Here is a 14896-nt window from a genome sequence, read left to right on the forward strand (position 1 = left end):
TACAATCAGCCACATATATGGTACTATTTGCTAACAATAAATCTTTTCGTTGCATTATTTGCTAATTTTGGTATCTAATTCGGAATAGGACAAGAATTCATGCAAGTAGAGACAAAAATGGGACTCAGTAATACACCTATCTTTATCAGGAATCTGGACAACTGTCCACCGAGCTATCTGGACGATCCGGGGCGCAAAGAATTCTTTGAAATTGTATGGTTGAAAAATGAGAATGCACTCCATACATTGAAGGGCGGGGAGGTGATGCGGGGAGACTGGATATACCTGATTCCGCCGTATAGGGTACATCAACTCAACAAGGCCGGGAAAAAGGGAGTACTGCTTTCGTTTAAACGGGATTTTCTGGATGAAGATGTGAAGGAGTTCCTGCTGGATGTATTCAAGATTTTCAACATACAGGGAGAATTTTCCTGTTTGAGATTGGATCTGGAAACAGCAGAGCAACTTGCAAAAGTGTATGAGATTATGGAGGAGGAGTATGAAAGGGAGAATTCGAGCACGACAATTCTTAAGGCTTTATTAAAGGTTTTTCTATTGCAGTTGGTTCGTATTAAAGAGCAGGATTTTACGGTTCAGGATATTAATCAAAAGAGAGTATACGAGTTTATGGTACTGCTGGAAATGAATTATCAGCAGGTGCGGAATACAGATTTTTATGCGGGAAAACTAGGGATAAGTTCGAAACGACTGAACCAGATTCTGAAAGAAAAGCTTGATAAAACCGGTATGCAGCTTATTCACGACCGAATTGTTTTGGAAGCCAAACGACAGATTATCCATAGCGAAAGTACGATCAAGGAAATCGCCTACGATCTGGGTTTTAAAGACAGACCTTATTTCAGCCGTTTTTTCAAACAGCACACCGGACAATCGCCTGAGCAATTTCAGAATGAAGCTAAGGCACATATTGTATCGAAACACAATACGCTGGTTTAAACCCCAAAAATCAGTTTATCGGGAGTCGGATATTCCAGCAGTTTTGAAAAATCCACTTTCCAGAAATCCAGATCCAGCAGTCGACCCGTTTCGTCGTGCGTAAGTGTGATGACAACGGGTGTCTGGTCGGAATCAATATATTCAACCCTGATCAGATCGCCGGCATAGGCATCGGGATTTCCACCCAAACTGATACTTCCCATTTTGCCTCCTTCGTATTCATCCACAAGGTCGTCAATAGGATGGTCAGCCAGGTCACGATCCAGTTTCAACAATAGAAAACCAATCAATTCAAGTTCATTCGCGCGGATAGGTCGTTTTTCCCTTGGTGTGCTCATACTGCTTTTTTCTCTTTTTTATGCCATTGTTCGGCCTTTCTGGCAACCAACCAGAACGACAATGCCATTAACGCAAAGAATATTCCTTTATTGGTTCGATCCCAAAAATATTCAAAATATCTCGTATAGATGTTCAGTAAGAAGAACACCAAAGCAACATCGCGCAGGGTATTCTGGTCAGTTTGAAAAGAATAGGCGATCATTCCTGCCAGTACCAGTGTAAATCCAAGCGACCAATACCAGAAATGACTCTGCTTGATCAGATTCCATGCAGCATAGTCGTCATAATTGCCAAAAATGGATAATGTCCATGCAGCCAGAAGAAACAGGATAAGTCCGGCAGCGTAGGTATGATCGGCAAAAATGCGCAGTGAACTTATTTTTTTGACAAGCCAGTACGAGCCCCATATCGCAAGCCCAAAGACCGTCATCCGCAACGGATAGTTCATACCTGCAAACCTGTAATTACCACCCGACCATAGGTGCGTTTGTGCTCCCCACCATCCAGCCAGCGAGGCAATCATGACCAGCCATAGCAATTTTGATTCCAGTAAAACTGCAACACCTCCATACGCAACAGCGGCCAGCAAGAGAGGAAGTGCATAATTACCTTCGAAATTAGCGAAGCTTCTTGTCCAATACGTAATGGCTATGCCGATTGTGAGCGCAATGGTGATATTATATGTTTCGTTGCTGGCAGAAGCCTCAGGGTATTTGATCTTTCTCCTTTTGGCCAAAAACACAAAAAGTACAGCAAGTAACGTAAATCCGATACCGACGATGGTTTCAGAAAATCCCCATTTTTTACGTAAAAGTTCAATCCACTTTTCATCAATTACCAATGCTCCAAATGCTAGGAGCCCGCATGAAATGGCGGATATAAGTGCATAAACCGTAATTGCGTCAATATTAGAATTCCTGATTGTAACTGTGGAACGTAGCGAATTAGCCAGTTCAGGAGATATTTTATTATCCTTTTCCCATGCGCCTATGGCTTTATCAACTACCGCAGCATCCTTTTTATCCAGTTCCATTCAAATCATATTAAGTCATCTTTGAACTGGCAATATATTCATACCAATGCTGCTTTCAAGCGAAAAAATATTTACCGGTATATAACGTACCTCTCAACTGTAAACTATAATTAACATAAAAGCCTGACTTTGAGGGTCAGGCTTTTAAAGGAGATATAAATCTCAGATGGATTACTTTTTCAATCCGGATAGGAATTCTACCACATCACGGATTTCACGTTTCGTCATGATGTGGCCCATTGGAGGCATACTCGACGGTACGTTGTCGCGCTTTGCGATACGAGCCACCGCAATTTTAAGTGGCTCCGCTTCGGAAGTTTTCAGGATCAGCTCGTGGTCATTTTCTGAGGTAAGAATACCTGCCGCTGAAGAACCATCTTTCAATGTGAGTATTACCATTCCATAACCCGGAGAAATACGTGCACTTGGCTCTACAAGTGCCTGCAGAATTTGCTCACGTGTCAACACGTTTCCGATATTCGACAGGTTTGGTCCCACCTCTCCGCCTTGTCCTCCGATAGAGTGGCAACGCACGCATTCCGCTGCAGAGTTGGTCAGGAAGAAACGGCGTCCTAACTGAGCATTTCCACCGAACAACGCATCCTGATAGTCTGCAACTGTTTCGCCATTTTTACGTAACGGAGCGAGTTTGGCAATCAAAGGAGCCGATTTGGTCGAATCAATTGCTTCGCCCAAATCCAATGCCAGACTTGGTGCCAGTTGTTTATCGGACATTTTTGTAATCAACCCAGTGAAAATAGATTCCGTTTTGCTGATCGGAAGGCTCCCCAAAACTTTCAATAATTGTTGTTGTTCTTTTACACTACCTTTCTCGAAAATAACTCCTGAAATATCAGTTAACGCCTCTTTTGACATATTCACGCTTCCCACCATACCAAGGGCTGCGGTGCGAACATCTGCGTCACTGTCTGTCATTCCTTTTTTCATTACCGATTCCATATCGCTGTATTTTAGCCCGTTCAGAGCTGTCAGCATGGCGGCACGAACTTTCGGATTATTATTGGTGTCAAAAATTTTGACCAGTGCATCATTGTTGGCTGATACCTCCAGATTAGTAAGCATTTGAGCTGTTGCAATCAGTATTGCAGGATCCTGGTCTGCCAGCAAATCGGCAACCACAGGCTGTATTTTGCCTTTGACAACAGCAGGATTTCTTTCGATTACACCCCGGTAGCGACCATCTACACGGTCCATAACGGATGGGCTTGCCCATGTTCCTAATGCTGCCAGTGCTTCTGCGCGCAATTCTTTATCAATGTTCTTTCTTTTTGCAAATGCAATCAGGTCGTCCAGTTGTTTGTCGCCCCCTACGCGCAACGCCGCATTGATGGCCCGACGCAGAAGAGGTTCAGAAGTGAAACGCGTTTCATTAAGTGTTGCTGCCAGTGCCGGAAGTGCAGAAGTGATAGACAGGTCATCGTTAATGGCTCTCGCTGCTTCTGTTACGATATACTCGTCTTTATCCTGAAGGAATACGCTCACTTTGTCATTTTTCAGTCTTCTTAAGACCAATACCGCCGCAGTACGAAGTGATTTCTCAGGGCTGCTGCTTAGCGCAACCATGGCTTCTGCATTGCCGATACGCGATAACGCGAGTACAGCTGCATGCCGCAAATACAAATCCTGATCATTGTTTTTTCTAATCATATCCAGCAACGGAGTCACTGCTGACTTCTCCTCAATTCTTCCCAAAGCCTGTGCTGCAAAGAATTGAACAAGAGGGTTTTTACTGGAAAGCATAGGGATCAGCAATGGACCTGCTTCCGCGATTTTCTCATCGCCAAGTACCTTTGCGGCTTGCGCAGTAATTTCTTCATCCGAATCCTTTAACAGTGCCAATAAAGCATTGCCATAAGCCTTGTCAGTTCTGGCCAGCTGGCCCGTTCCCCATATTCCGTGCACACGTGCGATCTGGCTGGTTGTTTGGGTAATCGCTTTTTTAAGTGTTTCAGCACCTTTGGCTCCACGCGTTGCCAGTTCGAACTGCGCTTTCAAACGGATACGCATGTCCTCGTTGGAAAGCAGTGACAGCAACATGTCTTCCGTTTGTGAAGGATAATTGAGCTGAATAAGGCGCTTGGTTTCTGCACGAAGCTCTTTAAGGTCGTTTTTCTCACTCGTTACATCCAGTTTCCATACGCGACCGTAGTTTTTGGTATCCCAGCCATTGATCCAGTCAGCTACATAAAGCGCTCCATCAGGACCGAAACGAATGCCTGTTGGCAGAATGCCGCTCAGGATATTTTGTTCTCCATCCAGAACGAATGAGGCTCCTTTGGCTTTCAGTCCGAAAGCCCAGATCGGTGAACGGGCAGGGTTTCCTACAAATTCAACCAGGAAGAATTTATTTTTCCATTCCTTACCCAAAGCTGTTCCCGGATTGTATTGCATACCGGTAGGGCCATTGTGGTAATTCTGAATAGGAGGGATGATGTATGCTGCCTGGCCTTCCCAGCGGGGAACATACAGCTTTTCGTCCATCCACACTTTGTAATCGTTATTTTTAGGATCGGTATATTTACCATATTGCCAGTTGGAACGCCAGCCGGCATCAGATCCTTCCACAACGTGAACAAGGCGTTCGCTTTCGCCCGGGTGATCACCATCGTTATCAGAGCTGATCAGGTTACCGAATTCGTCAAAAACAAACTCGTGAGTATTGCGAAGTCCGTGTGCGAAAATCTCAAAGTGGCTGCCATCCGGATTGGAGCGGGCAATAATTCCTGAATTAGGATGCTCATGTTTTACGCCTTCTGCAGTAGTGATGTTGGCACCAATATCTCCGATGTTCCAGTATATTTTTCCATCGGGCCCTTCAATCGGGTTCGACATACCATGACCACCAAAGCCGATGTGTACACCATAACCGTGGCTTATAGAAGTTTTCTTGTCATAGATACCGTCGTTGTTGGTATCCTCAAATCTCCAGAGATCAGGCGCAATGGCTACAAAAGCATCCTTTGCCCGTACCAGAATACCTCCGGCTACATCGGAAACTTCTTCAAAGAAATCATTGATGACGCGCATGGATACATCGGCGATACCGTCGTTGTCTGTATCTTCAAGACGCCAGACTTCATCTTTTTCAACCGCAAGGTCTTTCCAGTCATGCGATCCGTCGCCGTTCAGGTCTTTCAGCCAGCTGTTTTCTTTGCTTTTTTCGGGAGCAAAAGTGCTGCGGAGAAATGCCCTGCGGTCTTCCACGGTTTGCATGGCGATGGAAGGCGTCATCCAGTTGCGGTGCCCGCGGATATCAAACTCAGAGTTTTTCTGGCGATTTGTTCTGTTGAGGTAAACACGACCAAGGTCATCCACTGTAATGGATACAGGATCGGGAGCGAGGGAATCAGACGCCCATAGGTCGAGCTGCAATCCATCGGCCACTTTGATAGCAGTCTTTTCGCGAGTTTCCCTGGCCCGGGCTTTGCCGGTTGCGGCATCTTCACGGATCACCAGTGCGTCTGCAGGAAGTTTGCTGGTGCCGGAGGGCGTCATTTTCATACAGGAAACAACAGCCAGAGCAACAAGTGCAGCAATGGATAAAGGTTTTTTGAGAATAGTTTTTGGGGTCATTGAGATTGACTTTTGAAAGAGCATGTCATACAGGTATTTCGCACCTGAATCACGAAGATTTCATTTAAGAGTAGAAATAGGTATTTATTTACTGTATTAAGTGCGATGGGAAAGAAATCAAACAGGCAAAGCCAGCAAATCATTTACTGAAATGTTGAAATCGGTGAGGACAGGAGCTGCACTGCAGATGTCGTTGTCGGTACAGATCTTTACTAGTTTGCGTGAAGTATATACATACACAACTTCGTTTTCAGGATAGATATGCCAAACGACTTTAACTGTTGATTTGAAATATTCAGCCAGTTTCTCCTCTACCTTAATGGCGTCGTCGGTTGGTGAAACTACCTCAATAATAAATTCCGGAATCGGTTCTTCGTCTGAACTGGTAGAATCATCTATTTGGTTCCCGCTGAAATAGGCCAGATCAGGACGCCGCATTTGAATGCCTGTGAGCATTACATCCTGCTCCATGATGAACGCACCGCCTTTATCAAATGATACAGTCCCGAAGAATAGTTGCTGTAGTCTTCTGATAATTACAAGATGTTTTTTCTTCATTTTCTCAAATCTGATTACTTCACCGTCATTCCATTCATATTTGAAGCCATCAGCAGCGTCCCATTGAAGAAATTCCTCAAAGGTTTTTGGGAGTGCCATAGTGGATGGTTGAAGTATCATAATTTGATTTTTAGGATTGATAAATTTAAAGATAAACTGTAAGAAGTACATCAGTTCTTTCAGCATTTTTTGGAATCTTCTGGTTTTGTGGAGGTAAGTAAACCGGGAAACTGAGTTTTAGTCAATTGTCGGTTACTAAGAATCTGTTTGTGATCGAATGAATAAATAGTTGGATTGTGCAGGTAAATCAAATGTTAAGGTATTAAAACGTATTGTGCGCTAAAATGAATAAATTGTTAATTGTGAAAGTGTAAATTGTTGATTTTTAGGTTTTTGAGTTGTTGTTTCTGGATGTGGATTTTAACATAAATGGCAATTTCTCTAATCTTGCAACGCAATAATCATCCCTAACACTATGCTAATCCGGACTTGTATCGTTGTCTCGCTTTTCTATGGAATGCTTGCGGGAAACGCATTTGCTCAGGAACTTTTTACTGCGAATACACAGGGGAATACGTCAAATTCCGTAACCCGAATGGAAGCTTACTTATGGGAGTTTCATGAACTAAAAAATGCCGGCATTCAGGCTCCCGAATGCACCGAGGTTGATACTTCCGTTTTTGGAAAGGAAGCTGCATGTCTTAAAGCACTGGCTGATGCCCGTTTTATAGAGAAAGAGGAAGTAGTACCAGGTGACCCCAATCTGCGTACAATTGTTTTGAAACCAGATATTTACAAAGCCGTGAGAAGCATTGATAAGTATTTGAGAAAAGTATCCCGGGATCAGAGCATGGATGGTCAGCTAATAAAAGACTATACCTACGTGATGCGTGTCGCCCTTGCTGCTGTCTACGCTTCTAATACCGAAGAGTTTGAAAAAGAGTTGAGTCGTGAAAGGAAGAATCCGCAGAACCAGATTGCACTATTCAGAAAAGTAAAGTTGCTCTAGTTGATCATCCGTCATTTTAAGTTTTTGGATATCAGTTTATTATAAATCCTACTGTTTGTTTGCGTATAGTGGTATAGGTGTACCATAAGTGCGTAATGCGTTTTGAAAATTAACTTTAACTAACTTCCCCTAATTGTATGAAAAGAATTTCTATTCTTTTTGGGTTGATCTGTTTGATTTTCCCAGGGCTTGCCTTTGCCCAGATTTCCATTAAAGGTACTGTCAAAGACGCTAAGGGAGTGGAGCTTCCGGGTGTCAATATTTTGCTGAAAGGCACTACGTCCGGAACAATTACAGACTCCGAAGGAAAGTATAACTTAAATGGTGCTTCGGACGGAACATTGGTGTTCTCTTTCATTGGTTATACTGCCCAGGAAGTGAAAATTGCAGGACGTACAGAAGTAAATGTCTCTCTTTCAGAAGATAATCAGAAATTGGATGAGGTCGTTGTGACTGCTATTGGTATCAAGCAACAAAAGAAAAAGCTTGGATACACTACACAGGAAGTAAATAATGAGGCATTAGCTCAGGCGAAAACCATGAACGTTGGTAACGCTCTTGCAGGACAGGTGGCTGGTTTGACAGTAAATAACCCTACGGGTATATTTCAATCGCCAAGTTTTGTGCTACGCGGAAAAAAACCTTTGATTGTTCTCGATGGTATTCCTGTTGAAACAGACTTCTTCGATATCACAGGTGAAGACATTGAAAACATCAACGTATTGAAGGGTACGGCAGCTTCTGCACTATATGGTTCAAGAGGAAAAGACGGAGCGATTCTGATTACGAGTAAAACTGCCAAAAAGGAAGGACTGGAAATTAATTTCGGAACCAACAATATGGTTACAGCCGGTTTCACAGTTTATCCCAAAACCCAGACTGAATACGGTAGTGGATCCAATGGTAAGTATGAGTTTTGGGATGGAGCCGATGGTGGTATTTCTGATGGTGATATGACCTGGGGTCCCAAGTTTGGGACGGGTGCGAAAATTCCTCAGTGGAACAGCCCGATCCGTAACAAACAAACAGGTGAAACCATACCCTGGTATGGTGATGTGAAGGGTACCGTATATGACGACAGATCCAAGTATGAGCGTGTGCCAACGGACTGGATTCAGCATGACAACCTTCGTGATTTCCTTCAGACTGGCTATGTGACATCGAATAATCTTTCCTTGGCTTACAAAGGCCAGAAGGCGAAATTTTATGTATCAGGAAAATATGCCAAACAAAAAGGACAAACTCCCAATTCATCCCTGACAACCGGTGGACTTAATTTTAACTCCACTTTTCAGGTAGCGAAGAATGTGGAATTAGGCTTATCTCTTGCTTACAATAAGGTGAATTCGCCAAATTATCCAAGATATGGATACGGTCCCAAAAACCACATGTATACCATCCTGATCTGGATGGGTGATGATGTGAATGGACGTGACTTGAGAGATCATATGTGGGTGCCCGGATTAGAAGGTTACCGCCAGGCCAACTATAACTATGCGTGGTATAATAACCCTTATTTCGCAATTACCGAGTTGGTTCAGAAATATGATAAGGATGTACTCGACGGACAGGTGAAACTGAACTGGCAAATACTCCCGAACCTGTCTGTTCAGGGGCGTGTGAACAGCAGAAATCAAAGGGTGTTCGAAAGTATGAAAAGTCCAAAGTCGTACATGAACTATGGTGATTCAAGAAATGGCGATTACAAACTGTGGAATTCAAGCCAGGTGAATGTGGATGCCGACGTGCTGGTATCTTACACGCAACCTATTACAAAGGACATAGAATTGAGCGTAAATGGTGGAGCTTCTAATCTGAACAGAGTTTACAGACAAGAGTATCAGTCAACGGATGGTCTGATCGTACCGAATGTATACAGCTTGAATAATACACAAGGGCCGGTTCAGGCATCGAACCAATACCAGGAAAAGGCAATCCGAAGTGTGTATGGTTCTGCAAATCTTGATTTTTACGATGCTGTTTTCTTGAACTTTACAGCCCGTAATGACTGGTCTTCGACTCTGCCAAAAACGAACAGATCTTATTTCTACCCATCTGCTTCGTTGAGTACCATGGTGTCTCACTATGTGAATCTTCCTAAGGCTGTTGACTTCCTGAAACTATACACTTCATGGGCGCAGGTGTCAAGTGATTTGAATCCATACAGTATCTATTCTGCTTACTCAAAAGATGTTACTTATGGTAGCACGCCTTCTGTAAATTATCCGAATGGACTGATTAACCCGAACATCAAGCCTGAACAGTCTACTTCCTTTGAAGTGGGTATGTCAACTTCATTCCTTAAAAACAGGTTCAGTCTGGATGCGACTTATTACCATGTGAAGGATGAGAACCAGATCATTGACTTACCTATTTCGGAATCTTCGGGCTTTGTTACACGCAAGGTAAACGGGAACGTGTATGAAACCAACGGATTGGAACTGATTGCCAATTACAAGGCGATTCAAAAGAAAGGATTTACATGGGAAGTAGGTGCAAACTGGAGCCGAAACGTACGCAGAATTACTGAAATATATAATGATCAGGCACGTTTCAACAACCTTTCAAAAGGTGAGCGTGCAGATAGCTACTACCGTACAGTATGGATGAAGAGTGCCGACGGAGATGTTATCCTGGATGCAAGAGGTTTACCAACGAGAGATCCTTTCCCTGCAAGCGTAGGACATTTGGATCCGAACTGGCGTCTTGGTATCCAGAATAAATTCAAAGTAAAAGGATTCAATATTGCAGTAGATGTTGATGGTGTTTGGGGTGGCGTTATGGGATCGACTACGATTGAGAAAATGTGGTGGGGTGGAAAACATCCGAATTCAGTAGAATTTCGTGATGCAGAATATGCTGCAGGAAAGCCGGTGTACGTGCCTCAGGGTGTAGTGGTTACTGGTGGAGAATATGTACGTGATGTAACAGGTGCGGTGATCAGAGATACGCGTACTTATGCGCCAAATACCACTGCTGTGGACTGGCAAACATGGAGCCAGCAGTATCCTTACCGTGCTGCAGTTACAGAAAGCGAGAGCAAGAAATTCGCAAACGTTTTCGACAGATCATTCTTTAAACTGAGAAGATTGTCGGTAGGGTATGATCTTACGAAGGTGATCAAATTCTGGCCAGCAGTAAAAGGACTGGAAGCTTCGGTGTTCGGATACAATCTGCTGATGTGGAAAAAGATGCCAATTCTTGATCCTGACTATGGTAATGATACGGATTTACAGGATCCTTCATCACGCTTCCTTGGATTTTCGCTTAACCTCAAACTGTAGTTACGGCGACCAAAATCTTTCAAATACTTAATTCAAGATTATTATGAAAAAGATCATATATCAATTATTGGCTCTTACACTTATCTTTTTTTCGTGTCAGAATCTGGATGAAATGAACGTAGACCCGAACCGTCCTACTTCTGCCCACCCACAGCTTTTGCTTACCAAAATACAGTGGAATGCATTTCAGGATAATGGAGGAACAGGCCCATTGTATGCACAAAAGATGCTGGTACAGACTGATGGTGAAAATGCTTCCCAATATTACAAATGGGACCGCAGTGATTTCTCTGCCTATTCAAGGTTAAGAGATGTTACCAAAATGATTCAGGAAGGGGAAAAGATCAGCGATAACTCTTATGTTGCTCTGGGTAAGTTTTTTCGTGCTGTCTACTTCTATAATCTTACAATGACTTTCGGAGATGTTCCTTATTCAAAGGCATTGAGAGGAGAGCTGGATCCTGTTTACACACCTTCATCTTACGATTCACAGAAGGCTGTATTCCAGGGGATATTGAAAGAACTTGAAGAAGCCAATACACTTTTGAAAAATGAAAACAAGATCATTGCCGGGGATGTCATTTTTAAAGGTGATATTACTAAATGGAGAAAAGTAGTAAATGCATATCGTTTGAAAGTTTTGATGGCACTTTCGGGGAAAGAGTCAGAAGCTGATTTGAATGTGAAAGCTGCTTTTGCACAAATAGTCGCCAATGAACCTATTCTGGTCAGTGAGAGCGATGATGCCCAATTGGTATTCCTTGATCAGCAGGGCAACCGTTATCCTGAGTTCAACTCCAGCGGTTTCGGTTCAGGGATGTATATTGATTCCACATTTATCAGAAGATTACAGGATCGTGAAGATCCAAGACTGTTCATTTACTGCACGCAAACCAAGGTGGGAAGCGAAGCAGGTAAGGCGCTGACTGATTTCTCGTCCTATGAAGGTGGTGATCCTGCAGTTCCTTATGCGCAGGTAAACATCAAAGCTACTGCTGGTCGTACTTCAAAAGTAAATGACCGTTATCACAAAGATCCGACTACCGAACCACGCGTATTGCTTGGATTTGCAGAACAGAACTTCATTCTTGCCGAGGCTGTGGTAAGAAACTGGATCACTGGTTCGGCTGATACATATTACCAAAAAGGGGTGAAGGCTTCGTTTAAATTCTATGAGACCTATTCCAAAGGCGTAATGCCATCTTATGTAACTTCTGCAAAAGCGGATACATATCTGGCAAAGTCAATCAATGATATTTCAAAAGTGACTACAACAGCTCAGAAAATTGAGATGATTGCTATGCAGAAGTACCTGAGGTCTTTCTTCCAGTCGGGTTGGGATTCTTATTTCAACACCTTGCGTACAGGTTATCCTGAATACCGCCGTCCTGCCGGTGTCGCGCTGCCTTTCCGTTGGATTTATCCTCAGGCCGAATACAACAATAACAGGGAGAATGTTGCAGCGGCTATCAAGAGTCAGTTTGGCGAAAATAACGACCTGATAAACCAGAGAACCTGGTGGCTGAAATAGTCGCGGAAGCTTGAATACTGAATGGACGGATGAGCCTTTTGTAAGGTTTGTCCGTCCATTTGTCATTTATTAATGTGCAGGGATTAAGTCAACATGTATCATTGAATTCTAAAAAATGTATAATTTGCCGGTTAACGATATTTTACGGAATTATTTGTAACCAAAAATAGACAATGACTAATAACGATATCCTTAAAAAACTTCGCGTTGCACTGCATTTACGTAACGACGAAATCATTCATATTTTGAGCCTTGTGGACTTCAAAGTGACAGCCAGTGAATTGGGTGCGCTTTTCAGGAAAGAAGGGCACGAAAATTATAAACCTTGTGGAGATCAGTTGCTGCGTAATTTTCTGAATGGTTTGATCATACACATGAGAGGACCGGCTGAGGATGGTAAAAAGCATGAAGATTAGTCACAACAATTAAATTCACTATACATCACTTACAATGATCACTCAGGTTATCATAACCCTTGTTCTGGTATTTTTAAATGGTTTCTTTGTCGCAGCAGAGTTCGCAATAGTTAAAATCCGTGCTTCACAACTGGAACAAAAAGTGCAGGATGGGAATGCCATGGCCATTTTGTCCAAAAAGATTGTTTCAAATCTGGATGGTTATCTGGCAGCTACGCAGTTCGGAATCACACTGGCCAGCCTTGGACTGGGATGGATAGGGGAGCCGGTAGTTTCAAAAATGCTGATTGCCGGTATGGAACTGGTGGGAATCTCACTTAGCCCTGAACTTGCCCATCAGATTGCGTTACCTGCGGCATTTGCGATCATCACCGTTCTGCATATTGTGTTTGGTGAATTGGCTCCGAAATCCATCGCTATCCAACGTCCTGAGTCTACGACGCTTTTTCTTTCTTATCCGCTTCATGGCTTTTATCTGGTTTTCAGACCGGTGGTGTGGTTGCTCAATGGTATAGCCAATTTTATTCTCAAAGGTATTGGTATTACACCTACTCACGGCAGTGAAGTACACAGTAGTGATGAGCTGCGTTATCTGGTGCAGCAGCAAAAAGACAGCGGAATGATTGAAGCAGCAGATTACGATCTGATCAAAAATGCTTTCAACTTTTCAGAAATTCTTGCCAAACAAATTATGATTCCCCGGGGGCAGGTAGTGGGTGTGGATATCAACGATTTCAATGAAATAAAGCTGGAAAAGATTATTGAGGAAGGTTATTCCCGCATTCCTGTTTATGAAGATACGCTGGATCAGATTGTGGGTGTGCTGCACCTTAAAGACCTGTTACTGAAAATGAGACAAGGGAAAAGTATCGTTTTACAGGAACTGATCAGGCCTATATCCATGGTGCATGAGTCTAAGCCCATCGGTGCATTACTGCGCGATTTTCAGGTGAACAGACAGCAAATGGCTGTAATCGTGGATGAATATGGTGGTGTAGACGGCATCGTGACGATGGAAGATATTCTGGAAGAACTGGTAGGGGAGATCCAGGATGAATACGATAATGAAACACCGATTATAAAAAATGATATAGATAACTCATTCATTGTGTTAGGTTCTGCATCTATTACGGATCTGAATGATAAATTACCTTACGATATCAGAAAGGAAGCGGAGTATGAAACTTTGGCAGGTTATCTGATCTGGAAATTCGGCAGAATCCCATCTGTTGGCGAGAAATTAAAGACGAAGAGATACGAGTTTACAGTTTTGAAGAAACAGCGAACAAGTATCTCTCAGGTAAAAATTACAGTTTTGGACACTGGCGATCAGGATATCTTTTAAGTCCTGATCAATCTTTGTTGTATAACCTGATAATTCTTTCGTGGGCTTCGGGATGTTGTATGATTGAAGCGATGTTTTCTGCAATGTCGGCTGATGAAACCCATTTGGTAAAATCGGCATCGGGCATTGCTTTGCGATTAACAGGCGTGTCGATAATTTCTGGCGCGATCATCGTAGCGGTAATGCCTGCAGACTGATATTCAGCATTGATCATATCAGCCATCTTTAAGAGCAGAGATTTGGACAATGTATAGGTGAAACTGGCATCACCGGAATTCTTTTCAACAGCTGCTTTTGCACCAATGAATATCAGTTTTCCTCCGCTACCCTGCTTTTTGAAATGAGCAATAAGCGGCTTTACAAGATGAAAAGCGGTGAAGAAATTAAGATGAATCATCTTTTCCAGTTCTTCATCGCTGGTACTTAGTATGTCGCCGTAGGTATATCCTCCAACCAGAAAGATGCCTGCCTGGATTGAGCCTGCATTGGCGATTACATGGTCTACAAAGACTGATGATCCTTGTGCCTCAAGTAAATCTATAGAAAAAGTTTTGACGCCGGAAAGTTGATCAAATCCGCCATCATAATGTGATCCCGTAGTGACGTACAGTTCATGCCCCGAATCCAGCAACTTCTCTGTTACTTCTTTTCCCAGGTTTCCTGACGCACCACTGATAATGATATGTGACATGAGTGGATAGTTTCGATGATTGTAAATACAGAAGAAGCCAGAGGTCCGGCTTCTTCTGTATTGTGTGTGTCAGGCATGTTCTATATCTATAGGGTGCAAGTCCCGAACGAGAGTTGCAGTACTTATCGTTAGCTGATGG

At 43.0% G+C, this 14896-nt stretch carries 11 protein-coding genes; 6 read left to right on the forward strand and 5 right to left on the reverse strand.

Annotated features, from left to right (window positions below; genetic code table 11):
- The first annotated feature begins 99 nt into the window (after window positions 1–99).
- Window positions 100–957, forward strand: a complete 858-nt coding sequence (locus DSL64_RS20870; protein ID WP_115832875.1) for a helix-turn-helix domain-containing protein — start codon at window positions 100–102, stop codon at window positions 955–957.
- On the opposite strand, the gene DSL64_RS20875 is transcribed toward DSL64_RS20870, so the two are convergent.
- From DSL64_RS20875 to DSL64_RS20890, 4 genes are all read right to left on the reverse strand, one after another.
- The gene (locus DSL64_RS20875; RefSeq protein WP_115832876.1) at window positions 954–1295 is read right to left on the reverse strand and encodes a DUF6984 family protein; all 342 of its coding nucleotides are present in this window, start codon (window positions 1293–1295) and stop codon (window positions 954–956) included. The two genes, DSL64_RS20870 and DSL64_RS20875, sit on opposite strands and share 4 nt — an antisense overlap.
- Complete coding sequence (locus DSL64_RS20880) at window positions 1292–2329, reverse strand: hypothetical protein (RefSeq protein ID WP_115832877.1); 1038 nt, start codon at window positions 2327–2329, stop codon at window positions 1292–1294. The genes DSL64_RS20875 and DSL64_RS20880 overlap by 4 nt, the downstream gene beginning before the upstream one ends.
- A gap of 171 nt (window positions 2330–2500) precedes the next feature.
- Window positions 2501–5923 (reverse strand): DUF7133 domain-containing protein, encoded by a 3423-nt coding sequence (locus tag DSL64_RS20885; protein WP_115832878.1) that lies wholly within the window; start codon window positions 5921–5923, stop codon window positions 2501–2503.
- 117 nt (window positions 5924–6040) lie between these two features.
- On the reverse strand, window positions 6041–6580 hold the full coding sequence (locus tag DSL64_RS20890; RefSeq protein ID WP_229217169.1) for a Uma2 family endonuclease: 540 nt from the start codon (window positions 6578–6580) through the stop codon (window positions 6041–6043).
- Window positions 6581–6956: 376 nt separating this feature from the next.
- On the opposite strand from DSL64_RS20890, the gene DSL64_RS20895 reads away from it, so the two are divergent.
- From DSL64_RS20895 to DSL64_RS20915, 5 genes are all read left to right on the forward strand, one after another.
- Window positions 6957–7490 carry a hypothetical protein gene (locus tag DSL64_RS20895; RefSeq protein ID WP_147300393.1) on the forward strand — a complete coding sequence of 178 codons (534 nt, stop codon included), beginning with the start codon at window positions 6957–6959 and terminating at the stop codon, window positions 7488–7490.
- A 137-nt stretch (window positions 7491–7627) separates the two neighbouring features.
- Window positions 7628–10774, forward strand: coding sequence for a SusC/RagA family TonB-linked outer membrane protein (locus DSL64_RS20900; RefSeq protein WP_115832880.1), 3147 nt, complete (start codon window positions 7628–7630; stop codon window positions 10772–10774).
- A gap of 43 nt (window positions 10775–10817) precedes the next feature.
- The gene (locus tag DSL64_RS20905; RefSeq protein ID WP_115832881.1) at window positions 10818–12305 is read left to right on the forward strand and encodes a SusD/RagB family nutrient-binding outer membrane lipoprotein; all 1488 of its coding nucleotides are present in this window, start codon (window positions 10818–10820) and stop codon (window positions 12303–12305) included.
- 173 nt (window positions 12306–12478) lie between these two features.
- A complete protein-coding gene (locus tag DSL64_RS20910; RefSeq protein ID WP_115832882.1) occupies window positions 12479–12721 on the forward strand; it encodes a DUF1456 family protein in 243 nt (80 codons plus the stop codon).
- 34 nt (window positions 12722–12755) lie between these two features.
- On the forward strand, window positions 12756–14066 hold the full coding sequence (locus DSL64_RS20915) for a hemolysin family protein (RefSeq protein WP_115832883.1): 1311 nt from the start codon (window positions 12756–12758) through the stop codon (window positions 14064–14066).
- Window positions 14067–14073: 7 nt separating this feature from the next.
- Here the strand turns inward: DSL64_RS20915 and DSL64_RS20920 are convergent, their stop codons facing one another.
- Window positions 14074–14757: an SDR family NAD(P)-dependent oxidoreductase gene (locus DSL64_RS20920; protein WP_115832884.1), complete on the reverse strand. Its 684-nt coding sequence runs from the start codon at window positions 14755–14757 to the stop codon at window positions 14074–14076.
- Window positions 14758–14896 lie beyond the last annotated feature (139 nt).

This window comes from Dyadobacter luteus (assembly GCF_003383615.1).
Classification (GTDB): Bacteria; Bacteroidota; Bacteroidia; order Cytophagales; family Spirosomataceae; genus Dyadobacter; species Dyadobacter luteus.